This window comes from Phenylobacterium sp. RIFCSPHIGHO2_01_FULL_69_31, from assembly GCF_001824475.1.
Classification (GTDB): Bacteria; Pseudomonadota; Alphaproteobacteria; order Caulobacterales; family Caulobacteraceae; genus Phenylobacterium.
On record NZ_MHXN01000033.1, the window covers coordinates 1 to 22,566 of the forward strand.

Annotated in this window: 27 protein-coding genes; 15 read left to right on the forward strand and 12 right to left on the reverse strand. The window is 70.9% G+C overall.

Annotation, left to right across the window (positions count from 1 at the left end):
• Window positions 1-430 (forward strand): aminotransferase class I/II-fold pyridoxal phosphate-dependent enzyme (locus tag A2790_RS17485; RefSeq protein ID WP_293394143.1); only part of this gene is annotated, 430 nt, incomplete at its 5' end.
• A gap of 20 nt (window positions 431-450) precedes the next feature.
• Here A2790_RS17485 and A2790_RS17490 read toward each other — a convergent pair.
• The 9 genes from A2790_RS17490 to A2790_RS17530 form a co-directional block, all read right to left on the reverse strand.
• Window positions 451-843 (reverse strand): response regulator, encoded by a 393-nt coding sequence (locus tag A2790_RS17490; RefSeq protein WP_293394146.1) that lies wholly within the window; start codon window positions 841-843, stop codon window positions 451-453.
• A 54-nt stretch (window positions 844-897) separates the two neighbouring features.
• Window positions 898-1,503 carry a response regulator FixJ gene (gene fixJ / locus A2790_RS17495; RefSeq protein ID WP_293394149.1) on the reverse strand — a complete coding sequence of 202 codons (606 nt, stop codon included), beginning with the start codon at window positions 1,501-1,503 and terminating at the stop codon, window positions 898-900.
• Window positions 1,496-3,031: a PAS domain-containing sensor histidine kinase gene (locus A2790_RS17500; protein ID WP_293394152.1), complete on the reverse strand. Its 1,536-nt coding sequence runs from the start codon at window positions 3,029-3,031 to the stop codon at window positions 1,496-1,498. The genes fixJ and A2790_RS17500 overlap by 8 nt, the downstream gene beginning before the upstream one ends.
• A 32-nt stretch (window positions 3,032-3,063) precedes the next feature.
• Window positions 3,064-3,630, reverse strand: coding sequence for a DUF308 domain-containing protein (locus A2790_RS17505; protein WP_293394155.1), 567 nt, complete (start codon window positions 3,628-3,630; stop codon window positions 3,064-3,066).
• Entirely contained in the window at window positions 3,627-4,730 is a 1,104-nt protein-coding gene (locus tag A2790_RS17510) for an AI-2E family transporter (protein WP_293394158.1), read from the reverse strand. The genes A2790_RS17505 and A2790_RS17510 overlap by 4 nt, the downstream gene beginning before the upstream one ends.
• Window positions 4,706-5,554 carry a universal stress protein gene (locus tag A2790_RS17515; protein WP_293394161.1) on the reverse strand — a complete coding sequence of 283 codons (849 nt, stop codon included), beginning with the start codon at window positions 5,552-5,554 and terminating at the stop codon, window positions 4,706-4,708. The genes A2790_RS17510 and A2790_RS17515 overlap by 25 nt, the downstream gene beginning before the upstream one ends.
• Window positions 5,555-5,572: 18 nt before the next feature.
• Entirely contained in the window at window positions 5,573-5,935 is a 363-nt protein-coding gene (locus tag A2790_RS17520; protein WP_293394164.1) for a c-type cytochrome, read from the reverse strand.
• A 52-nt stretch (window positions 5,936-5,987) separates the two neighbouring features.
• Window positions 5,988-6,857 carry a universal stress protein gene (locus tag A2790_RS17525; protein ID WP_293394167.1) on the reverse strand — a complete coding sequence of 290 codons (870 nt, stop codon included), beginning with the start codon at window positions 6,855-6,857 and terminating at the stop codon, window positions 5,988-5,990.
• A 63-nt stretch (window positions 6,858-6,920) separates the two neighbouring features.
• Complete coding sequence (locus tag A2790_RS17530) at window positions 6,921-7,574, reverse strand: helix-turn-helix domain-containing protein (protein ID WP_293394170.1); 654 nt, start codon at window positions 7,572-7,574, stop codon at window positions 6,921-6,923.
• A 164-nt stretch (window positions 7,575-7,738) separates the two neighbouring features.
• Here A2790_RS17530 and A2790_RS17535 point away from each other — a divergent pair, with 164 nt between their 5' ends.
• The 7 genes from A2790_RS17535 (at window position 7,739) to A2790_RS17565 (ending at window position 13,951) form a co-directional block, all read left to right on the forward strand.
• Window positions 7,739-8,212 (forward strand): host attachment protein, encoded by a 474-nt coding sequence (locus A2790_RS17535; RefSeq protein WP_293394173.1) that lies wholly within the window; start codon window positions 7,739-7,741, stop codon window positions 8,210-8,212.
• A 7-nt stretch (window positions 8,213-8,219) separates the two neighbouring features.
• The gene (locus A2790_RS17540; RefSeq protein WP_293394176.1) at window positions 8,220-8,543 is read left to right on the forward strand and encodes a helix-turn-helix transcriptional regulator; all 324 of its coding nucleotides are present in this window, start codon (window positions 8,220-8,222) and stop codon (window positions 8,541-8,543) included.
• A gap of 12 nt (window positions 8,544-8,555) precedes the next feature.
• Window positions 8,556-10,187, forward strand: a complete 1,632-nt coding sequence (locus A2790_RS17545; protein ID WP_293394179.1) for an MBL fold metallo-hydrolase — start codon at window positions 8,556-8,558, stop codon at window positions 10,185-10,187.
• Window positions 10,188-10,215: 28 nt separating this feature from the next.
• Window positions 10,216-10,530 carry a hypothetical protein gene (locus A2790_RS17550; protein ID WP_293394182.1) on the forward strand — a complete coding sequence of 105 codons (315 nt, stop codon included), beginning with the start codon at window positions 10,216-10,218 and terminating at the stop codon, window positions 10,528-10,530.
• Between the two features lie 71 nt (window positions 10,531-10,601).
• Window positions 10,602-11,861 (forward strand): DUF4010 domain-containing protein, encoded by a 1,260-nt coding sequence (locus tag A2790_RS17555; protein WP_293394185.1) that lies wholly within the window; start codon window positions 10,602-10,604, stop codon window positions 11,859-11,861.
• A 237-nt stretch (window positions 11,862-12,098) separates the two neighbouring features.
• Complete coding sequence (locus tag A2790_RS17560; RefSeq protein ID WP_293394187.1) at window positions 12,099-12,545, forward strand: MarR family transcriptional regulator; 447 nt, start codon at window positions 12,099-12,101, stop codon at window positions 12,543-12,545.
• 44 nt (window positions 12,546-12,589) lie between these two features.
• The gene (locus A2790_RS17565; RefSeq protein WP_293394190.1) at window positions 12,590-13,951 is read left to right on the forward strand and encodes an amino acid permease; all 1,362 of its coding nucleotides are present in this window, start codon (window positions 12,590-12,592) and stop codon (window positions 13,949-13,951) included.
• On the opposite strand, the gene A2790_RS17570 is transcribed toward A2790_RS17565, so the two are convergent.
• The 3 genes from A2790_RS17570 to A2790_RS17580 form a co-directional block, all read right to left on the reverse strand.
• A complete protein-coding gene (locus A2790_RS17570) occupies window positions 13,948-14,412 on the reverse strand; it encodes a hypothetical protein (protein WP_293394193.1) in 465 nt (154 codons plus the stop codon). The genes A2790_RS17565 and A2790_RS17570 overlap by 4 nt on opposite strands.
• A complete protein-coding gene (locus A2790_RS17575; protein WP_293394196.1) occupies window positions 14,409-15,818 on the reverse strand; it encodes a M20/M25/M40 family metallo-hydrolase in 1,410 nt (469 codons plus the stop codon). Before A2790_RS17575 ends, A2790_RS17570 begins: the two co-directional genes overlap by 4 nt.
• Window positions 15,819-15,883: 65 nt before the next feature.
• The gene (locus tag A2790_RS17580; RefSeq protein WP_293394199.1) at window positions 15,884-17,038 is read right to left on the reverse strand and encodes a serine hydrolase domain-containing protein; all 1,155 of its coding nucleotides are present in this window, start codon (window positions 17,036-17,038) and stop codon (window positions 15,884-15,886) included.
• Window positions 17,039-17,136: 98 nt separating this feature from the next.
• On the opposite strand from A2790_RS17580, the gene trxC reads away from it, so the two are divergent.
• The 7 genes from trxC (at window position 17,137) to A2790_RS17615 (ending at window position 22,562) form a co-directional block, all read left to right on the forward strand.
• Entirely contained in the window at window positions 17,137-17,583 is a 447-nt protein-coding gene (gene trxC, locus A2790_RS17585) for a thioredoxin TrxC (RefSeq protein ID WP_293394202.1), read from the forward strand.
• A gap of 95 nt (window positions 17,584-17,678) precedes the next feature.
• On the forward strand, window positions 17,679-18,452 hold the full coding sequence (locus tag A2790_RS17590) for a calcium-binding protein (RefSeq protein WP_293394205.1): 774 nt from the start codon (window positions 17,679-17,681) through the stop codon (window positions 18,450-18,452).
• An 81-nt stretch (window positions 18,453-18,533) separates the two neighbouring features.
• A complete protein-coding gene (locus A2790_RS17595) occupies window positions 18,534-19,619 on the forward strand; it encodes an MBL fold metallo-hydrolase (RefSeq protein WP_293394208.1) in 1,086 nt (361 codons plus the stop codon).
• A 56-nt stretch (window positions 19,620-19,675) separates the two neighbouring features.
• A complete protein-coding gene (locus tag A2790_RS17600; protein WP_068877609.1) occupies window positions 19,676-20,455 on the forward strand; it encodes an enoyl-CoA hydratase-related protein in 780 nt (259 codons plus the stop codon).
• A gap of 5 nt (window positions 20,456-20,460) precedes the next feature.
• The gene (locus A2790_RS17605) at window positions 20,461-21,426 is read left to right on the forward strand and encodes an oxidoreductase (RefSeq protein WP_293394212.1); all 966 of its coding nucleotides are present in this window, start codon (window positions 20,461-20,463) and stop codon (window positions 21,424-21,426) included.
• A 45-nt stretch (window positions 21,427-21,471) separates the two neighbouring features.
• Entirely contained in the window at window positions 21,472-21,951 is a 480-nt protein-coding gene (locus tag A2790_RS17610; RefSeq protein WP_293394215.1) for a GNAT family N-acetyltransferase, read from the forward strand.
• A complete protein-coding gene (locus A2790_RS17615; RefSeq protein WP_293394218.1) occupies window positions 21,948-22,562 on the forward strand; it encodes a GNAT family protein in 615 nt (204 codons plus the stop codon). The genes A2790_RS17610 and A2790_RS17615 overlap by 4 nt, the downstream gene beginning before the upstream one ends.
• The last annotated feature ends 4 nt before the right edge of the window (window positions 22,563-22,566 follow it).

Below are 22,566 nucleotides of genomic sequence, written 5' to 3' on the forward strand. Positions count from 1 at the left end.
GATCCGCAGCTATGCCGACGGCTTCATCTTCACCACCTCGCTGCCGCCGGCCCTGGCGGCCGGGGCGGTGGCCTCGATCCGCTACCTGAAGGAACACCCCGAGGTGCGGGCGGCCCACCAGGAGCGGGCGGCGGCGCTGAAGCTGCGGTTGAAGAAGGCGGGCCTGCCGGTGATGCCGTCGGTCAGCCACATCGTGCCGGTGCTGGTGGGCGATCCCGTCCACTGCAAGATGATCTCGGACATCCTGCTGGACGACCACGGCATCTATGTCCAGCCGATCAACTATCCCACCGTGCCCCGGGGCACCGAGCGGCTGCGCTTCACGCCCAGCCCCGGCCACACCGACGGCATGATGGACGACCTCACCGAGGCCCTCGACGCCCTCTGGGCCCGCTGCAACGTCAAGCGCATCGGCGGCTACGCCGCCTGAGGCGGCGGCCGGCCGAAGGGTCAGTTGGGGGGGCGGGTCTCGATCGCTTCGCGGATCGCGGAGACCAGGGTCTCGCCCAGCAGCGGCTTTTCCAGGATGGGCACGCCGGCCGCGGCGGCCGCGGCGCGGATGGCCGGCTTGGGATGGCTGGTGATCAGGATCGCCGGCACGCCCAGATGTCGCGCCCGCAGCTGACGCAGGGTGTCGAAGCCGGAGACTCCGGGCAGCCGCTCGTCGATCACCAGGCACGCCGGCTCGTCGGTCTGCGTCCGCAGCAGCAGCGCCTCGCCGGACGCGTAGGTCTCGACGGCGAATCCTTCCAGATCGAGGGCGAACTCCAGCGCGCGCCTCACGGCGTCGTCGTCATCCACGACACAGATGACGGGGGCGTGGGGGGGCAGCCTCTGATCCATGGAACTCACCCTGCCGCGCGCCCGCAGCAGCCGCTTTGATCTGGCGCAAGCCGATCAGAAGCCGGCGAGCAATGCTATCCGGACCAGTTCCGACAGGCCGTTGGCGTTGGTCTTGCTCATCACGTTGGCGCGGTAGACCTCGACCGTGCGCGGGCTGATGCCCAGCTCGAAGGCGATGACCTTGTTCATCTTGCCGGCGATGACGCCGCGCAGGACGTCCTTCTCGCGGCCCGAAAGCGTCGAAAGCATCTCCTCGAAGCGCTGGCGCTCCTGGGCCTGGGCGTCGGACTCGGCGGTGGTGTCGAGCGCCATGCGGATCGACCGCAGCAGGACCTCGTCGTCGAACGGCTTTTCGATGAAGTCGATCACCCCGGCGCGCATGGCTTCGACGGCGAGGGGCACGTCCCCGTGGCCGGTGATCACGATCACCGGAAGCTTGATGTTGCGCTCCTTGAGGCGGCGGACCAGGTCGAGGCCGCTCATCTCGGGCATCCGCACGTCGGTGACGATGCATCCGCCCGTCAGGGTCTCGGCGACCTCGAGGAATTCGATCGCCGACGGATAGGTCTTCGCCGGCAGATCGCTCATCTCCAGGACGAAGGCGAGGGAGGTGCGCACCGCCTCGTCGTCGTCGATCAGGTGGACGATCGGCTCACTCATCTTGCGTCAGTTCCTCCTCCCGCACGCCGGGCAGGGTGAAGCGGAAAACGGCGCCGCCTCCGGGATTCGGCTCGACCCAGATCCGACCGCCATGCGCTTCGATGATGGTCCGCGAGATCGACAGGCCGATGCCCATCCCGTGGACCTTGGTGGTCATGAACGGCTGGAACAGCTGTTCCGCCGCCTCCGGGCCGATTCCATGGCCCGTGTCGCTCACATAGACCTCGACCATCTCGTCCGCCACCGGGCGGGCGCCGACGAAGAGGTCCTTCTTCGGCGTGTCCTCCATGGCCTCGACGGCGTTGCGGATCAGGTTCAGCGCGACCTGCTGGACCTGGACCTTGTCGATGAGCACGAGGTTCACACGGGGGTCGATGTCGTAGCGCAGGCGGACGCTGCGCTCGCGGGCGCCGATCATCGCCAGGGCGCCGGCCTCCTCCAGAACCTGCGGCAGGCTCTCGATGCGCCGGTCCGCCTCGCCCTTGGCCACGAAGCCGCGCAGCCGGCGGATGATCTGCCCGGCCCGCAGGGCCTGCTCCGCGCCCTGGCCGATCATGTCGGCGAGCCGCTCCTCGTCGATCGGCTTGCGTTTCAACAGGACGAGGCAGCCCTTCATGAAGTTGCTGGCGGCCGTGAGCGGCTGGTTCAGCTCGTGCGCCAGGGCCGACGCCATCTCGCCCAGGGCGGTCAGGCGCGAGACGTGGACCAGCTCGCCCTGCAGGTCCTGCAGCCGGCGCTCGGCCGCCTGGCGCTCGGTCAGGTCGCGGATGAACCCGGTGAAGTAGCGCTGCTTGCCCGAGTGCATCTCGCCGACCGAGAGCTCCATCGGGAAGGTCGAGCCGTCCTTGCGCTCGCCGACCACGACGCGGCCGATGCCGATGATCCTCCGCTCGCCGGTCTCCAGGTAGCGCTCCAGGTATCCGTCGTGCGCCGCCTTGTAGGGCGCGGGCATCAGCATGCTGACGTTCTTCCCCACGACCTCGGCCGAGGTCCAGCCGAACTGCCGCTCCGCCGCGGTCGAGAAGGACTGCATGACCCCGCGCTCGTCGATCACGATCATGGCGTCGGGCACGGTGTCGAGGATCGACTTCAGGTGCGCTTCACGGGCCTGCAGATCGCCGACGAAGTTCCGGATCTCCGAAGAGTCCCGGCGCATGCGCGATCCCACCATGCCGATGGCCACCGTCAGCCCGACGAAGACGCCGGCCAGCACCAGGAAGGACGGCGTCGGCGCGGCGGGGAACCCGAGGAAGGTCAGGCTCAGCAGGAGCGAGAGGCCGCCGGCGAAGAGGGTCGGTCCGATCCCGCCCATGGCGCCGCTGGCCAGCAGCGCGGGCACGAAGAGCAGGAGCGCCGCGTCGCTGTGCACGTAGGGTTCGACGAGCAGGCGCAGCACCGCGCAAGCGGCCGTCACGGCCGCTGCGATGGCGTAGCCCGAGATCCAGCCGAAGCGGCCGGGCTCGCCGACCTGCGGATCCGGCGCGGGCGGCATGGACCCAGCGGTAGGGCCGAAGTTGCGTTGTGGCAAGGCGACCTTCCGACTTCGCGGGCGGCGGCGGCTCAGCGAACGGGCGCCGGGCGGGCGAGGCTGGTCGCCACCAGCGCCGCGCCCGTGGTGAGGAAGGCAAGGCCCAGGAGGTAGGCGACGGCGTGCGGCGACCTTTCGGGCCATCCGGCGCCCAGCAGGGCGGCGGCCGTGAGGCTGGTGAGGGACGAGGCGAACAGCCAGCGCCAGGCCGCGAGCGGGCGCAGGTGGAGCGCCGCCGCGAGCTGGAAGCCGCCGTCCATCGCCAGTGCGGCGGCCAGCATCAGCGCCGCGGCCAGGGCGCCGAGGGTGGGGTTCAGCGTCAGGTAGACGCCCAGGGCCACCGCCGGCAGCGCGGCCGCCACGCCCAGAAGCCGGAGCCGGCCGTTGAACAGCACCAGGGAGACGCCGAGCATCAGGGCGCCGGCCAGCCAGAGCAGCCAGCCGCTCGCCGCGCCGACGGCGAGCGTGGTCTCGGCCGGAAAGGCGGCGGCGGCCCCGGCCAGCCCCATCATGCCGACGCCCACGGCCAGCGCCGTCCGCCGATGGTCCTGGGAGAGGTGCGCCAGGGCCCGGAACTCGCCGGTGTCGGACGTGCTCATGGCGCAGCTCCCGGAGCCGGCGCGGCGCCCAGCCGGTCGCCGAGCAGGTCTTCCACGTAGACGAGGCGGATCACCACATAGGCGATGACGGCCAGCGGCGTGGCGAAGAGGACGCCCAGCGGGCCCAGCAGCACGCCGGTGGCCAGGACGGCGAAGAGCGTGACCGCCATCGGCAGCTCGACCATCTGGCGCAGCACCAGGGGGGTCACGACATTGGCCTCGAACTGGGAGGCCGCCAGGTAGACCGCGGCCGTCCAGGCGAAGGTCTGCGGGCCGGCGCTGGCGGCGATGATCAGCCCCGGGATGGTGGCGGCCATGGGCCCTACGACCGGGACGAACTGGGCGAGCCCCGCCAGGATGCCCAGCGCCAGCGGCGAGGGCGTCCCCACCCACCAGAGTCCGAGGCCGACGGTGGAGCCCACCAGCAGCATCGACATGAGCTGACCCAGCAGCCAGCGGTTGAGGGCCTCGCCGCAGGCGGCCAGCACTTCCGCCGTCCGCTCGCGGCTGGGCAGCGGGACGAGATGCAACAGGCCGCGCAGGTAGGTCGCGGGGTGGAACGCGAGATAGAGGCCTGCGAACAGGACGATCACCGACGCGGCGGCCGCGCTGGCGGACCCCTGCACGAGGCGCGAGGCCGTCTGCACCACCAGCCCGTCGGCGTGTCGCAGGCGCTGCAGATCGTCGAGCACGTAGGCGCCGAGCGGCGAGGCGGAGAGCGGCGCCTGCAGGGCGGCCCAGGCGCGCGGCAGAAGCTCGCTCAGGGTCACGAGCTGAAGCGCGATCTGCTGGCCGAACAGCCAGATCGTCCCGGCGATGGCGGCGGTCAGGCCGGCCACCGCCAGGGCCAGGGCCACGGGCCGGGGAAGCCCAAGGCGCCGGACCAGCGGCTGGGCCAGGGCGTGCAGCAGGATCGCGGTCAGGATCGAGCCGAAGGCCATGAGCAGGACGTCGGCCAGCCGCCAGGCCAGGATCCCCAGCACGATCAGGGCGGCGATCTGGGCCGGCGCGCGAAGGGGATTCAGGAGGTTGCGGCCGCGCGGCGCGCCCGTGGACGGCGACATGCGGCGGCGGCTCAGTGCGACATCAGTACGGGACATGGCGGAGCTTCGAGCATCGCGTCGGTGGCGCCGCCCAGGACGAACTCCCGCAGCCGGGCGTGGCCATAGCCGCCCATCACCAGCAGGTCCGGCCGGGTGGTGTCGACGTAGTCGGCGAGGCGGTGGCCGGTCGACTGGTCGTGGGCCAGACGCTCGTCGACGCCGGCCTGCACGCCGTGGGCGGCGAGGTGACGGACCAGTTCGTGGCCCGCGCCCTTGACCGCCTGGGGCTTGTCGCCCAGCGCGATGAAGATCCGGACCTCGCGCGCCTTGGCCAGCAGGGGCAGGGCGTCGGACACCGCCCGCGCCGCGGCCGCCCCGCCGTCCCAGGCGATGGCGATGGTGTCGAAGCGGTCGGCCGGGGCGATCTCCGCCGCCTCGGGATAGACGATCACCGGCCGTCCGGAGCCGAACAGGACGGTCTCGGCCAGGTCGCGGTCGGCCAGCACGGCGGGGCCGATCGGCACGAGGGTAAGATCGCGCGTCCGGGCCGCCCGGGCGACCGCATCGGCCTCTTCGTAAAGCCGGGCCACCAGGATCTCGGTGCGGAGCGACTCGTGGGCGATGTCGGCGGCGATGCGGGCGCAGGTGCTCTCCAACTGCGCCGTGGCGCGGCTCCGCGCTTCTTCCAGCTCGCTGAGCTTGTCGAGCTTGATCAGGGCGTTGGCGAGGGGGTTGTGCAGCTTGGGCAGATCCACCTGGACCGCGAGGAAGGTGGCGGCGCCGCCGATGCGCTTGGCGAGCGCCACGCCGCTGCGCACGGCGCGGTCGGGCGTCGCGTCAGGGTAGGTCAGCGCGGTGAGCAGCAGGTCGGCGTAAGCCATGGTCGAGTTCCGTCAGCGTCAGTTGCCGTGCAGCGCGTCGAAATAGGCCACCAGGTCCTCCGCCTCGGCGCGGGTGAAGGGGACCGCGGGCATCCGGTCGAAGCCGTGGGCGGAGACCTCGGCGAACCTGCGCTCCAGCGAGATCGGGTTGTAGAGGCGGGCCAGCTTGGAGAAGGCGGGACCGTCCTGGGCGCCGCCGTCGTCGAGGCCCACCGTATGGCAGCCGGAGCAGCGTCGCACCGCGAAGTCGTGCCCGCGCTGCTGGGCCGCGTCGAGGCGCGGCAGCGGCGGCACGGCGCCCGAGGCGGCCGGAGGCGGCGTCGTCGCACAGGCCGCCAGGGCGAGAGCCGCGGCGCAGATGAGGGCTTGCGTCACGCGCATGGTCGTTTCCCTGGAATCCGCGCGGAGCCGCCACGGCTCCGCGCCAGCCGCACTAGTGGCTCATCAGCACAAAGAACGTGGGGCGGTGCAAGAGGTCGTCGGTCACGCCACCGAACGCCCATTCTCGGACGCGGCTGTGGCCGTAGGCGCCGCAGACGATCAGGTCGGCGTTGTTGAGCTGGGCGACACGCTCGATCTCGCCGGTGACGCCCTCGGGCGCCACGGAGGTCACGAGCGACCGCGCCTCGACGTCGTGGCGCTTGAGGTTGGCGACCACGTCGTCGATCTCGAACACGGCCTGGTCGGCATGCTCAGGCTTGCTGACCGTGTGCACGATCACGTCCTCGGCCCGGCGCAGGAAGGGCATGGCGTCGGCGACCGCGCGCCGGCATTCGCGAGTGTCCTTCCAGGCGACCACGACGGCCTGGGCGTGCAGGTGATGGCGGCCTTCCGGAACCACCAGCACGGGCCGGCCCGCGCTCATCACGACATCGGCCGGGTCCGCGGAGCGGGTGCTGCTCACCTGGCTGCGAGGACCGACCACGATGAGGTCCGCGGCCCGCGCAAGGCGCGTGAGGGCAAGGTGGGGATAGTCCTGAACGACCCGCCACTCGATCTCCACGCCCGTGGCGTCGCGGCGGAAGGCGGCCTCGGCCGCGGCCAGGTCTTTGCCGACCTGCTCCTGCATGACCGCCACCCACTCCCCGGCCCCGTAGCCGAAGAAGGGATCCGACGCCGGCATCGGCTCCAGCGCCTCGGCCCCCAGGCCGACGAGGCGCGCATCCAGGTCGCGGGCGAGGCGCACGGCGGCTTCGACCCGATGCGACGATGCGAGACCGGGCTCGGCGTGAATGAGCAGCGTCTTGTAGGTGTCCGGATGGACGACCACGTCGGCGGCGACCCGTTCCATTGTCTTGGTCATGGGATGGCTCCGTTGCAGGTCGCGGCCGGCGCTAAGCCTGCGGCCGCACAGGCGCTGCCCGCCCTACGCGGCGAGCGCCTCAAGTGCGGTCCACTTCCGGATCTGGAAGCGGCGCGACGAGGGGAACTCCACGATCGCCTCGCCCTGCAGCTGGGTGAGCATGCGCGAGACGGTTTCGATGGTCAGGCCGAGGTAGTCGGCGATGTCCTGGCGGCCCATGGCGAGGTCCGCATGATCCTCGGACTGCCGCTGGGCGATCGACATCAGGAAGCTGGCGACCCGCTCGCGGGCGCTCTTGCGGCCCAGCATGACCACATGTTCCTGCAGGCGTTCCATCTCGACCCGCTGGGCTTCGAGGATGGCGCGGTCCAGTTCGGCGTCGCCGGCGAAGGCGCGAACGGCGCTGCGGCGGACGACCAGGATCTCGCAGTCGTCCAGCGCCTCGGCGGCGAAGCGATGATCGGGGCCCGGCTCGAGGCCGAAGAGATCGCCCACGTAGTAGAAGTCGCCGACCTGGCGGCGGCCGTCCGCGGTCAGGCGGCTCGTGCGCACGACGCCCTTCACCACCCGGTAGAGGTGCTCGACCTCATCGTCCTGGGCGTAGATCTCTTCGTTCCTGGCGTACGTCATCCGCACGCCGTGACGCTCGAAAGCGTTGGTCAGGGCCGAGGCCGGGCGGGCGGTGCGGGGGTCCGAGAGCGGGTAGGCCAGGGTCATCGCGGGCTCCTAGGTCGATGACCCAACAGCTACGCCTCCCCCCTCGAACACGACATTTGGGAGCGTCCCCTAAGTAGCAGCACGGAGGCGCCCGGCTTTGATCTGTGTCAGGGCCGGCCGCGGCGCAACGGCGCACCTTCGGGCCTAGAAGAGTGGAGGACACCATGGACCAAGGCGGCGTCACCTGGATCGTCACGGCGGATGCGATCGAAGCGCGCTTTTTCACCGAGCGTGTGCGCTCGGGCGCCCTGAAGGAACTGCCGGAGCTGCGGATGAGCGCCACGGACGCCGAGCGTGAGGCCGGCCGCGGGCAATCGGTCACGGTGCATCAGCGCAGCGGTTCGGGTCGCCACGGCGGGGGCGAAGCGGACCCGCAGCACGAGGCGGAGAAGCGCTTCCTCAAGCGCGTCGCCACCCAGCTCATGGTGAGCGCCGGGCGCGGCGACTATGACCGGCTGGTCCTGATGGGGCCGCCCCATGCGCTTGGCGCGCTGAAGAAGGCGCTGCCGGCGGCGGTCGCCGCCCGGGTCGACGCCACGGACCCGCACGAGCGCAAGCGCGACGACGTCGAGGAACTGCGGCGTCATCTGCGCGAAGCCCGCGCCCGGACCTGGGAGCCCGGCCCGGCCGGGAGTTGATCGCTTGATGGACGAGTTCGACCGCCAGCTCAGTCTGCGGGTGCGTCGGCGGCGTCGGCTGCTCGGTCTCACTCAACGCGAGCTTGCCAGCATCTGCGGCGTGCGTTTCCAGCAGATCCAGAAGTACGAGGCCGCGGCCAACAAGATGTCCGCCGGCATGATCGGCCGTCTGGCCCAGGCGCTTGGCGTCGAGGTCGGCTACTTCTACGCTGGCCTGGAGGCGAAGCTGGCGCCGCCGCCCGCCGACACCGCCCGCCCGGCCGAGCGAGCCCCAGCCCCTGACGTTGGGCGCGCCACGGCCGGGCGCAGTCCTGCCGGTGGACCTTCGTAGATGGAAACTTCGATGCCGTTCGACCTGACTTTCCACGGCGCCGCCGGCTGCGTCACCGGCTTCTGCGCCCGCCTGACGACCGACAGGGCGAATGTGCTCATCGACTGCGGCATGTTCCAGGGATCGAAGACCCTGAAGGCGTTGAACTACGAGCGCTTCCCCTTCGACGCCGAAGAGGTGGACGCCGTCCTGCTCACCCACCCGCACATCGACCATTCGGGCCTGTTGCCGAAGCTGCTTCGCGCCGGGTTCAAGGGGCCGATTCTGGCCACCGCCGGAACCCGGGACCTCTGCGCCGTGATGCTGCCGGACGCGGGGGACATCCAGGAAAGCGAGGTGCGCCAGCTGAACCGGCGCAACCAGCAGCGTGGGCGCGACCTGGTCGAGCCGATCTACACGGTGCGCGACGCCAAGCGGACCCTCGAGCTGTTCAAGACCGTGAAGCTCGGCCGCGAGGTCGACGTCGCGCCCGGGATCACCGCCACCTTCTGGGAAGCGGGCCATATCCTCGGCTCGGCCTCCATCGAGGTGCGGGTCGAGACGGAGGAGGGGCCCGTCACCCTTCTGTTCTCCGGGGACCTGGGCCCGGGAGGGCGCGATTTCCTGCCGGATCCCGAAGGGCCGACCGGGGTCGACTACCTCGTGATCGAATCGACCTACGGCTCGCGGGTGCGGCCGACGCTGGATCCCGCGTCGCGTCGCCGTCTGCTCGCCAACGAACTGCGTGATGCCCAGAAGGCCGGGGGGCCGCTGCTTATTCCGGCGTTCGCCGTGGAACGGTCGCAGGAGCTGCTGGCCGACCTGCAGATCCTGACCCGCGACGGCGAGATCCCCGAGGCCGACATCTTCCTGGACTCGCCGCTGGCCATCGAGGCGACCGAGGTCTTCCGCGAACGGGGGTGGAGCCCGGTGATGGAGCGCAATCCCTTCGAGGACCTGCGCCACAGCGGCCGGCTGATGTTCCTCAAGGAGCCCTGGGAAAGCGACCGGCTGGAGCGGCTGCGCGGCTGGCACATCATCCTGGCGGCCAGCGGCATGTGCGACGCCGGCCGCGTGCGCAAGCACCTCAAGCGCCTGCTCTGGCGGCGCGACGCCACGGTGCTGCTGCCGGGCTACCAGGCCTCAGGCACGCTCGGGCGCTACCTCGCCGAGGGCGCCAGCTCGGTTCGGATCCAGGGCGAGGACATCTCCGTGCGGGCGCGCATCCGCTCGCTCGACATCTACTCGGGGCACGCCGACCAGGGCGGCCTGGTGGCCTGGGCCAAGGCGCGCCAGCCCGTCAGTGGGATGGTGTTTCTTGCTCACGGCGAACCGGACGGGCTGGAGGGACTGCGCGGCGCGTTGGCCGAGGCAGGGTTCGCGCCCGACAAGCTGGCGATCCCGGCGCTCGACGAGCGGTTCCGGCTCACCAAGGCCGGCGCCACCGCCGTCGCGGGCAAGGCGCGCATCCTGCCCGCGGCCGCGGCGCGTCCGGACTGGCACAATGCCCGCGCCCGCCTGCTGCTGGACCTGAACGCGCGGCTGGACGCCCTGCCCGACGACGCCGCGCGGGAAGCGATGCTTGCCGCCCTGGCCCGCTCGGTCGCGGCCGGTGCGCCTGTTGACGTGGGTCAAGGCGGCGCGCCTGCGCCGGCCGCAGTCTGAGGTTCGAAACCCAGACCAGGAGAAGACCATGTCGAAGTCGCTCACCCGGACGGTCAAGCATGAGCTCGAGGACGGCCTCGAGGACATCGCCAAGGCCCTGCACAACGCCGCGGACGACCTGAGCGACGACGCGGAGAAGGCGGTCGCCCAGGCGGCCAAGGCCCTCCGCGAGGCGGCCAAGGCCCTGGCGGAAAAGACGCCTCCGGAAGCTCGCTACATCGCCGAGAAGGCGGTGCAGGAGGCCAAGGCCCATCCGATCGCCACGACGGCGGCGGCATTGTCGGCGGCGGCGGCCCTGATCACCCTGCTCGGCGTGGCGCGCAAGAAGCCCGCCAAGGCCTGATCCGCCCCTGAATTCGGCAGGCGATACGGCCTATTCTCACCCCGGTCGAACCCAGCCCGAGGTGAGTCGCCGTGCCTGCCGATCAACCTGAACGCCTCGCGCTCGCCCTCGCCATCGGCCTGCTGGTCGGCATCGAGCGGGGCTGGCGCGAGCGCGACGTGGCCGAGGGCGGCCGGACCGCTGGGCTCCGCACCTATGGACTCACCGGCCTGTTGGGCGGGCTGACCGGCCTCCTGAGCGTGGCGCTGGGCGGGTGGGTGTTCGCAGGGCTGGCCCTGCCCTACGCCGCCGCCTTCATCTGGTTCAAGCAGCGCGAACAGGCCGACGAGCACGACCATTCCGTCACCGCCATCGTGGCGGCCCTGCTGGTCTTCGCCCTGGGCGCCTACGCCACGGTGGGCGACTGGCGCGTGGCGGCGGGCGCCTCGGTGGTGGTTACCGGCCTGCTGGCCTTCAAGGACGCGCTGCACGGCTGGCTTCGCAAGCTGACCTGGCCCGAGCTGCGCAGCGCCCTGGTGCTGCTGGCGATGAGCTTCGTGGTGCTGCCGCTGTTGCCCGACCGCGCGTACGGCCCCTACGGGGTGGTCAACCCGCATGAGCTCTGGCTGCTGACCATCGTCCTGGCGGGGGTCTCGTTCGCGGCCTACGCCCTCGTCAAGGTGTTCGGCCCGTCGCGGGGGCTGATCGCCGCCAGCCTGGCCGGCGCGCTGGTGTCGTCGACGGCGGTCACGCTCAACCTGGCGCGCGTGGCCCGGCAGGACTCGGGACAGGTGCGCCTCGCCGCCGCCGGCGCCCTGTTCGCGGGCGGCGTGATGGCGCTACGGATGCTCGTCGTCGCCGCCGTGATGGCGCCGCCGCTGCTGATGCGGCTGGCCTGGCCGCTGGGCGTGTTCGTCGTGGTGTCCGCGATTGTCGGGGTGGTGGCGATCGGACGCGCGCGCCCGTCGGCGTCGGGCGAGGGCTGGCCAATGAAGAGCCCGTTCGAGTTCAGCCTGGTTATCAAGCTGGCCGTCGTGCTGGGCGTGGTCATGGCGGCGGCACGGGCACTGTCGGCGGTCTACGGGTCGCAGGGGCTCCTGCCGCTTTCGGCGCTGGCCGGCCTGGTGGACGTCGACGCCGTAACCCTGGCGGTGGCGCGGATGACCACGAACGAGGGCCTGGCCCCGGCCGTCGCGGCCCAGGCCGCCCTGCTCGCCGCACTTGTCGACAGCGGATCGAAGGCGGGGATCGCGGTCGCGGTCGGGGGCCGGCGGTTCGGGCGGCTGTTCGCCGTCGGGACGGGCCTCGCCGCCGCCGCAGCCGCCGTGGCGTTTGTCGCCACCGGCGCGTAACGGGTCACGTTCGGCGGACGCTGTTCTTGCAAGCTGCGCCGGCCCACACCATCTGCCCAGTCATCTGGGACGCAGGACGGCTTGGGTGGCAGGGACGATCGGCTTGGACGGCCAGGGGCGAGGCGACGCCTGCGCGGCGACGTGCCAGGTGCGGTCGCGTTCCTTCAATTTCGAAATAAATCGTTCAAGATCGAACGACATCCTTCGCCTGCCGACGATTCGCGAGGAGGAGGCCGCATGGGCGCGGTGATCGAGGAACATCCGGAAGTCCAGGTCTTCGACGAGATCAGCCTCATCGAGCACGGCGTGAGGACCGCGATCTCCCGCGCCCTGCCGGTGGGGCTCAGCTATCCCCAGTACGAGGTGCTGAACCTCATCGCCCGGCGTGGCGACGACCTGACGCCGGCGCACATATCCGAAGCCCTGAAGATGACCCCTGGGGCCATCACCAACACGCTGCAGCGTCTGGAGGGGGCGGGCCTGGTTTCGGTGGATCCCTGCCAGGCCGACCGTCGCCGAAAGCGGGTGCGGATGACCGCGGAGGGCCGCGAGGCCTATGGCCGCGCGATGGCCGCGATCCGTCCTAAGGTGGAGAAGCTGCGCGAGGGCTTCACCCAAAAGGAATTCCGTGAAGCGCTGCCCTTCCTGCGCGCGCTGAGGGTCTGGATGAACGAGGCGCACTGAGCGTGGCTTGACCGCGCCGGGCCGGCCGGTCCACGTCTGCTGCGATGGATGATCCGAACGATCCGGTCGCGCGCGAGGCGGGTCTGCACCGAAGCCTGACGAGCGGCCAGCTCTCGATGATCGCCATCGGCGGCGCCGTCGGCACCGGACTGTTCCTCGGCAGCACCTTCGCCATCGGTCTCGCGGGGCCCTCGGTGCTGGTCAGTTATGCGATCGGCGGCGTCATCGCGCTGCTGCTCATGGGCGCCCTGGCCGAGATGACCATCGCCCAGCCGACGCCCGGCTCCTTTGGCGTCTATGCCGAGGAATACCTGGGCCCCCTGGCCGGCTTCCTGGTTCGCTACGCCTACTGGTCGTGCCTGGTGCTGGCGGTGGGGACCGAGGTCAGCGCCGTCGCCCTCTACATGAAGTACTGGCTGCCCGACGCGCCGGGCTGGTGGTGGGTGCTCGGCTTCTCCGGCGGCCTGGTCGCCATCAACGCCACCAGCGTCAGGGTGTTCGGCGCGCTGGAGTACCTGTTCTCCCTGATCAAGGTGGCAGCGATCCTGGCGTTCATCGTCCTGGGGGCGGTGGTGGTGTTCGGCGCGCCGGCGGGGTCGGACATCGGCTTCCACAACTACGTCTCGCACGGCGGCTTCATGCCCAACGGCCTCTGGGGCCTGTGGGTCGCGGTCATCCTGGCGATCTTCAGCTACCTCAGCATCGAGGTGATCGCCGTGGCGGCGGGCGAGGCGCGGGAGCCGCGGGTGGCCGTCTCGCGGGCGTTCCGGGCGACGCTGTTCCGGCTGGTTGTGTTCTACCTGGCGAGCCTGGCGCTGATGCTGGCCATCATTCCGTGGACGACCGCCGGCGCCGGCGGCAGCCCCTTCGTGCGGGTGATGGCCGCCACCGGCGTGCCCGGGGCGGCGGGCGTGATGAACTTCGTGATCCTGACGGCGGCGCTGTCGGCCATGAACAGCCAGCTCTACGCCTCGACCCGGATGATGTTCTCCCTGTCCCGCGCGGGCCAGGCCCCGGCGGTGTTCGGCCGTCTGAACCGCCAGGGCGCCCCGGTCGCGGCGCTGGGCCTTTCCAGCCTGGGCGTGGCGGTCGCCGCCGCCATGAACGCCCTTCTGCCAGACCAGGCTTTCACCAGCATGATCGCCATCTCGATGTTCGGGGCGATGTTCACCTGGATGATGATCTTTGTGACGCACCTGGCGTTCCGGCGGCGTGTGGCGGCGCAGACGCTGGCCTTCCGCGTCTGGGGCCACCCCTATGGCAGCCTGCTGGGCGCCGGGCTGATGGCGGCGATCCTGGCGACCACGGCCTTCACCGAACCGTTCCGCCTCACGCTGGCCTACGGCGTCCCGTTCCTGGTCCTGCTGACGGCCGCGTACGCGTTCCGCTTCCGCCGGCTGGCCTAGAGGCCCTTGGCCCGGGCAAGGTTGGTCTTCGGGATGGCGTTGGTGAAGGCGCCCGACATCTTGGCCTTCTCGCTGGCCGTGTCGGCCCAGGCGGCGGCGAAGGCAGCGGGCGTCGGGCCGGCCGGATCGCCCACGGCCAGGGTCCAGGTCTTCCCCGCCAGCGCCGCCTGCAGCACCGCGCGCAGGTCCAGGTCGTCGGCCGGTGGGTCCGCGGGCGGCTTCAGCAGGGTGTGCAGCACCAGGGCGTCGGCACGCGGGGCGACCACCGACAGGCTCGCGTCCGGCGGCAGGTCCTTGAGCGCAGCCAGGAACGCGGTCAGGGCCATCCGGGCGCGGGTGGTGCGCCGGTCCCCGCCCGCCCAGGCCACAGGCTCGCCCGCGCCGGCCCGTACATAGGTCCAGCCGCCGTTGCGGTGCGCGGCGTCGTGGCTGGCGGCGATCCAGAGGCGGATGGCGCTCACTTGGCCTGGGCGTACAGCTTCACGAGCCGGTAGCTGAACTCGCGGGCGTCCATCAGCGACTTCACGGCGATCCGCTCGTTCAGGCCGTGCAGCCGGCCGAGGTCGGGATCGTAGAAAATGCCGGTGACGCCATAGGTGGGAATCCCGGCCTCGATCAGCGGCTTGGCGTCGGTGCCGCCGGCCTGGAGGATCGGAACCACGGGCACGCCCGGCCACATCTGGGCCGAGACCTTCTCGATCGGGCCCATGACCTCCCGCGTCAGGGGCGGGGCGGGCGTGTCGCCGCGGCCCTTGGGCGGCTGGGACACCTCGACCGTGGCGTCGCCCACGGCCTTCACCAGGGCCTCGCGAACGGCGGCGGGGGATTCCCCCGGGAAGATCCGGCAGTTGATCGTGGCGTTGGCCCGCTGGGGCAGGGCGTTCTGCGCGTGGCCGCCCGAGATCTGGGTGGCGACGCAGGTCGTGCGCAGGATGGCGTTGTGGTTGGCGTCGCGGCTCAGCACCGCGTTGGCGGCCGCGTCGTTCGGATTGGCGACGATGGCGCTCATGGCCGCGCCCATCTCCCCGCCCACAACACCCGACATCTTGCCGAAGTAGGCGCGGGTGGTGTCGTTCATCTGCACCGGGAACTGATAGGCGGCGATACGGTCGATGGCCTTGGCCAGGTGATAGATGGCGTTGTCCGGGACCGGCCGTGACGAATGCCCGCCGGGATTGACAGCCTCCAGCCGGAAGCTGACCGAGGTCTTCTCGCCGGCCTGGATGTTGTGGACCACCGGCTTGCCGCCGGCCTTGTCCAGCGCCCCGCCGGCGCCCTCGTTCAGCGCAAAGGCCGCGTCGATCAGCTCGCGGCGGTTCTGCGCGAGCCACGCGGCGCCATTGACCTGGCCGCCGCCTTCCTCGCCGCAGGTAAGGGCGATCTTGATCCCCCGCCGGGGCTTGAACCCCTCCTGCTTCAGGCGGATCAGCAGATCGGTCCAGATGGCCGCCTGGGATTTGTCGTCCGAGGCGCCCCGCCCGTAGAAGTAGCCGTCCTCCTCCACGAGGGTGAAGGGATCGCGCGTCCAGTCCTCGCGCTTGGCCTCCACGACGTCGATGTGGGCCAACAGCAGGATCGCCTTCGCCTTGGGGTCCGTGCCCGGATAGACGGCCACCAGGCCGCCGTCCTTCGGCGCGCCCGGCGGGGTGAAGACCGTGATGGCGCTGTCGGCGAACCCGGCGGCCTTCAGGCGGGCGGCCATGCGCTCCGCCGCCAGGGTACAGCTTCCGGCCGAGAAGGTGGTGTTGGTCTCCACCAGCTCCTTGTAGAGCGCGCGGAACGCGGCCTCGCCGGGCTGCGGCGCCTGGGCCGCGGCCGAGCCGGCGGCGAGCGTGGCGGCGGTCAGGACCGCGGCGAACCTGAGCATGGAAACCCTCCCCGAGAAGCGGCCGGGACTATTCCCCGCGCCGCGCCCCACGGCAAGGCGGGGCGTCAGGCGGCGGCGACCGCGGCCATCAGGTCCTGCGACAGGCGCCCGCTCATGCCCTCGGTGGAGGTGTTGGTCATCAGGACGAAGCTGGTCTTGCCGGCCGGGTCGACGAACCAGCTGTGGCCATAGACCCCGCCCCACATCCAGGCGCCGGCCGGCAGCGGAGAGCCGGAGGCGGCCGGGTCCAGCATCACCGCGCCGCCGAACCCGAAGCCCCAGCCGGGGCCGCTGGTCACGATGGCATGGCCGCCGGTCTGGTTGGTCCACATCGCCTGCGCCGTCTCGGCGCTGACGACGGGCGCGCCGCCGTGCAGGATCGTCTCGAGGAACAGGTGGAAGTCGGTGGCCGTGCAGGCCATGCCCGCGCCGCCCGAGGGGAAGGAACCCGGGTCGAAGATGCGGTCGGGGGCGAAGCGGATGCCGGAGAGCTCTGCGAACGGAACGGTGTGCGTGGCGCCCATGGCGACCGGCGGCGGCCCGTCGGCATAGGCCCTGGCCAGCCGCGCCCGGTCGGTGACGGAAAAGCCGGTGTCGGCCATCCCGAGCTTGGCGGTCACGCGCTCGCGCACCACCTCGGGCAGGGTGCGGCCCGTCGCCTCCTGCACCGCCGCGCCCAGGACATCCAGGCCCACGGAATAGAGCCAGGCCGCGCCGGGCGGGAAGAACAGGCCTGCCTCCGTGATCCGCTTCAACTCTTCGGCGAAGCCCAGGCCCGGCTGGTCCATGCCGTCGGACACGCCGAGCTTCAGGTACGGGCCGTCCGCCGGCTGCATGAAGCCATAGGAGAGGCCGGCGGTATGGGTCAGCAGCTGGCGCAGGGTGATGGTCGGCGCCTGCCCCTGCCACTTCGGCTGGAAGTCGGGCAGGTAGCGGGTCACCGGGTCGTCCAGCCCGATGACGCCGTCCTCGACCAGCGACAGCACCGCGGCCGTGACGATGGGCTTGGTCAGCGACGAGGCCCGGAAGATGGTGTCCAGGGTCATGGGCCGGCCGGCCTCGACGTCCGCCTGGCCGGCGGCGCGGGCGTAGGTGCGCTGCCCCTCGCGCGCCACCAGGATCACGGCGCCCGCGATCCGCTGCTCGGCCAGCGCGGCGTCCACGATGGGGTCCAGCCGGGCGGCCAGGCTGGAATCCGGCTGGTCTTTGATCTGGCCCATGGACGTCTCCGCGCTATCGTCGCCCATAGATAGGCATCCCGACGCGGCGTCATTCAACCGAATGGGCGTTGCGCCGTTGTCATCGGCGAGGAGGTTCCATGGCCGACGCTCTGCATGTGGTCTGCCCGCACTGCGACGCCGTCAACCGGCTGCCGCCCTCCCGCCTCGGGGATGGCGCAAAATGCGGGAAATGCCAAAGGCTTCTGTTCACCGGCGCGCCGGTCCCGCTGGAGGGCGCCCGGTTCGACCGGCATCTCGCCAAGAGCGACCTGCCCCTGATCGTGGACTTCTGGGCCGGCTGGTGCGGACCCTGCCGGGCCATCGCGCCGATCTTCGAGCGGGCGGCGGCGGAGCTGGAGCCGGGGGCGCGGTTCATCAAGATCGACGTGGACGCAAACCCCGCCCTGGCCGCGCGCTTCGGGGTGCAGGGCATCCCCGCGCTGTTCTGCTTCGTCGGCGGCAAGGTTGCGGCCCAGCAGGCGGGCCTGTCCGACCCCGGCCTTTTCCGCCGCTGGGTCCAGCAATTCGCGCCCGCCGGCGCCTGACCCCCCGCGGGTCACACCCCCAAAAGGGGGATGAGCCGCCGCCGCCCGCCCGGCACTAGGGACGCCAGTCATCTGTGGCTTGGAGGGGGCGTTCCATGGCGGTGCTTTCGTACAGTTCCGATTTTCGCACGGTCACGTTCGGCGACATTGCGTCGCTGACGATCGGGTCGACGCAGATCGTCACGGCCAACGCCACGACGCTGGCCCTTCGCGCCACGATCTCGGGCACGATCACCGGGACGCTGGACGTGGTCTACGGCGGCAACTTCACCCTGCTGGCGGGTTTCCCGACCGGCGGGACCTTCACCAGTCTCAAGGTGGATCTCAACAACCAGACCCTGCTCTCGATCACCGATTTCTCGCTGCCCTACGGCCAGGGCGCGCCCGACTTCAGCAACCTGTCGGTCTTCCTGGGCGGCAACGACGTGCTGAACGGCGGGGTCCTGAACGATCTGCTCGAGGGCTTCTCCGGGGCCGACAACCTCAGCGGCGCGGGCGGCCTCGACATCATGAACGGCAACGCGGGCGCCGACACCCTGTCGGGCGGCGACGGCAACGACGTGGTGCGTGGCGGCCGGGACGACGACTCGATCTCGGGCGGCGCCGGTTCCGACTTCGTCTCGGGCGACCGCGGCGCGGATACCCTCAGCGGCGGCGCCGGCGGCGACATCTTCCACACCTTTTCCGGCGCCGGCCTGGACCGTGTGCTGGACTTCAGCCGCGCCGACGGCGACCGGGTGTTCGTGCTGGGCGGATACACGGTCAGCCAGTCCGGCGCCGACGTGGTCATCGACCTCGGCAGCGGCACGCAGATGGTGTTGGTCGGCGTGCAGCAGTCCAGCCTCACCGGCGACTGGATCTTCGGCTGACGGGCCGGACCTTACGAAGGCGTTGCCCTACGTAAGGTCCGCACCGGATAATGGACGCCTGAACTGTCAGGAGTCGGGCGTTTGCGGGACGGGATCGAACAGGGCGGCTGGGAAAGCCACCGGCCGAAGCTGGTCTATCCGTTCGAGCATGGCCCCAAGGTCGGCGAGGAAGCGGTCGACATCGCCCCGGGCGTGAAGTGGCTGCGGATGCCGCTGGGCGGGGCGCTGGCCTTCATCAACGTCTGGGCCATCGCCGAGAAGACCGCGGACGGCCGCGACGGCTGGGCCATCGTCGACACCGGCCTCGGCGGACTGGAGAGCCGCAACGCCTGGCGCGCGGCGCTGAAAGGCCCGCTGGAAGGCAAGCCGGTGACGCGGGTCTTCGTGACCCACATGCACCCCGACCACATCGGCATGGCGGGGTATCTCACCCGCAAGTTCGACGCGCGGCTCTGGATCACCCGGCTGGAGTTCGTCACCTGCCGCTCGCTGGCCGCCGACACCGGGCGCGAGGCGCCGGCCGACGCCCTGGCCTTCTTCAAGGGCGCCGGCTGGGACGAGGACGCCCTCGAAAGCTACCGCGCCAAGTTCGGCGGGTTCGGCCGCGGGCTTTACGCCCTGCCGGACAGCTTCCATCGCCTCAACGACGGCGATGCGGTGAAGATCGGCGACCATGTCTGGACGGTGGTGGTCGGCTCCGGCCACAGCCCCGAGCACGCCAGCCTCCATTGCGCGGACCTGAAGCTGATGATCTCCGGCGACCAGGTGCTGCCCAAGATCTCGTCCAACGTCTCGGTGTTCCCCACCGAGCCCGACGGCGACCCGCTGACCGACTGGATCACCTCGCTGCAGCGGATCAAGACCAAGGTGCCGGACGAGGTGCTGGTGCTGCCAGCCCACAACGACCCCTTCCACGGCCTGCACGCGCGCATCGACCATCTGGTCGGCGGCCACGAGCGCGGGCTGACGCGGCTCCACGAGCTGCTGGTCGAGCCGAAGCGGGTGGTCGACGTCTTCCACGTCCTGTTCCGCCGCCGGATCGACGAGAACCTGCTGGGCCTGGCCACGGGCGAGAGCCTGGCCCACCTCAACTGCCTGATGGCGCGCGGGCAGGCGATCCGCGAGCGGGACGAGAACGGCGTCGACTGGTACCGGGCGGCGGCCTAAGCTTCACGAATAGGGTGGGAAGAACCAGAGGACGGCTCTCTGCGGCCGAAAGCGGAATGACGGATCACATTTTGAGCGAAGTGTCGGGCGGCGTCCTGACCCTGACCATCAACCGGCCGGACAAGAAGAACGCCCTGACGCGGGCCATGTACCAGGGCCTGGGCGACGGGATCGACCGGGCCAGCGAGGATCCGTCCATCCGCTGCGTCCTGATCCAGGCCAACGGCGACATCTTCACCGCCGGCAACGACCTGGGTGACTTCGCCGCCGTCAATTCGGGCGATCCCCAGGCCAATCAGGCGCGCGAGGGCGGCAATCCGCTGCTGGCGGCGCTGGCCCGGGCCAAGACCCCGATCGTCGCGGCCGTCCATGGCCGGGCGGTGGGGGTCGGCGTGACCATGCTGCTGCACTGCGACCTCGTCTATGTGGCCGAGGACGCCCTGCTGACCACCCCGTTCGTGAACCTGGCCCTCGTGCCCGAGGCGGCCTCCTCGCTGCTGCTGCCCGCGCGGATCGGTCACGCCCGCGCCTTCTCGATGTTCGTGCTGAACGAGGCGGTGGACGGCAAGACCGCCGCCGCCTGGGGCATCGCCAACGCCGCCGTCCCCGCCGCCGAGCTGCGCGCCAAGGCCCGTGCGGCCGCCGAGGCCGTGGCCAGCCGCGCCCCCACCGCGGTCCAGGCCACCAAGGCGCTGATGCGCGATCCGGCGGCCATCACCGCCCAGATGGAGCAGGAAGGCCGGATCTTCGCCGCCCAGCTCCGCTCGCCGGAGACCAAGGAAGCGCTGACCGCCTTCGCCGAAAAGCGCGCCCCTGACTTCAGCAAGGTGGCCTGAGGACCATGAGCGAGCGCATCACCTCGGCCTTCGGCGCCAAGTCCACCGCGCGCGAGGTCGCGGCCGGTCACGACCTGAACGGGGTCCGGGCCATCGTCACGGGCGGCGCGTCGGGCATCGGCGTCGAGACCGCCCGGGCGCTGGCCGAGGCGGGCGCCGAGGTGATGCTCGCGGTCCGCAACCTGGCGGCGGGTGAAGTCACCGCGGCGGACATCGGCCGGACCGCGCCGGGCAAGGTCTCGGTCGGCCGGCTGGACCTCTCGGACCTCGCCTCGGTGGCGGCCTTTGCCTCGGCCTGGGGCGATCAGCCGCTCGACATTCTGATCAACAACGCCGGCGTCATGGCCTGCCCGCAGAGCTACACGGCGCAGGATCTGGAGATGCAGATCGGCACGAACCACTTCGGCCATTTCCTGCTGTCGATCCTGTTGGCGCGGAGCCTGATGAACGCGGCCGAGGAGGGGCGCCAGAGCCGGCTGGTCTCGCTGTCGTCCATCGGCCACCGCCGCAGCGGCATCCACTTCGACGACATCCACTATCGCCAGCGGCCCTACGATAAATGGGAGGCCTACGGCCAGGCCAAGACCGCCAACGCCCTGTTCGCCGTCGGCTTCGACGCCCGCTTCGCCGACCTGGGGATCAACGCCAACGCCGTCATGCCCGGCGGCATCATGACGCCGCTGCAGCGGCACCTTCCGCGCGAAGAGATGATCGCCTTCGGCTGGATGGACGAGAGCGGCAAGACCAACGACCGCTTCAAGTCGACCGAGCAGGGCGCCTCCACCAGCGTCTGGGCCGCGCTGGGCGACGAGTTGGAGGGCGTGGGCGGCCTCTACCTGGAGAACTGCGCCCAGGCGCTGCCGTGGACGCAGGACAATCCGTTCGAGGGCGTCATGCCCCATGCCCTGGACCCCGAGACGGCCGAGCGCCTGTGGGCGGTGTCGGAGGAGACCACCGGCGCCCGCGTCTAGGCAGAAGGCTTGGCCTTGGGTTGGGTCAGCGCCTAGGTTTGTGACATGAGCGTGAATATCCGGGTGGCGACCGTCGCCGACGCCCCGCTGATCCTGTCCTTCATCCGGGAGCTGGCGGAGTACGAGCGGCTGCTGCACGAGGTGGAGGCGACCGAGGCCGACATCCGTCGCGACCTGTTCGGAGAGAACCCGCGCAGCTTCTGCGAGATCGCCGAGCACAACGGCCAGCCGGTGGGCTTCGCGCTCTGGTTCTACAACTACTCGACGTTCCGCGGCCGGGCGGGAATCTATCTTGAGGACCTCTTCGTCCGCCCGGAAGCGCGCGGCGTGGGAGCCGGCAAGGCCCTGCTGCGCAAGCTGGCCCAGCGCTGCGTCGACGCCGAGCTGGGGCGGCTGGAATGGGCGGTGCTCAACTGGAACGCGCCCTCGATCGCCTTCTATGACAGCCTGGGAGCCGGTGCGATGACCGAGTGGACCGTTCGGCGGCTGGATGGCGAGGCGCTCGAGCGCCTCGCAGCGTCATGAGCGCGCCGCCGAAAACCGTCATCCACGCCTCCGCGGAAGAGGCAGAGGCGATCCGCCAGGCCGTGCGAACCGCCGACGTCTCCGCCCTGGGTCTGGGCCGCGCCCGGGCCGAGCTGAAGCACGTTCCCGGCCTGACCGCGCTGCTCAGCGACATTCGGGTGTCGGGGCCCATCTACGATCTGCCGCGGCCGATCACGGAAGACAGCGTCACCCGCTGGGTGGCCGAGAACCAGGCCCAGGCGTTGGCGGGCGACGCCCTGCTGCTGGTGACCCTCGACGAGGATGGCGATGTGGCCGGCTATTCGCGGATCACCGTCTGGCCCGAGCATGCGTCGGCAGAGCTTGCCGGGGCCATGCGTGCCGACCTGCAGGGAAAGGGCCAGGGCGGCGTCGGCATGTCGCACACCTTCGGCTGGATCTTCGAGACCCTGGGCGTGCGGCTGATGTGCCTGACCGCCGCCCTCGACAATGTCCGCTCGCAGAAGGGCATCGACGCCGCGGGTTTCCGGCGCATGGGGGAGCGCGAGGCGGTCCGTCCCGACGGGACCACCCGCCGCTCCGTCTACTGGGAGCTGACCCGCGACGAGTGGCGCCAGCGCCACCGGCTCTAGGCGG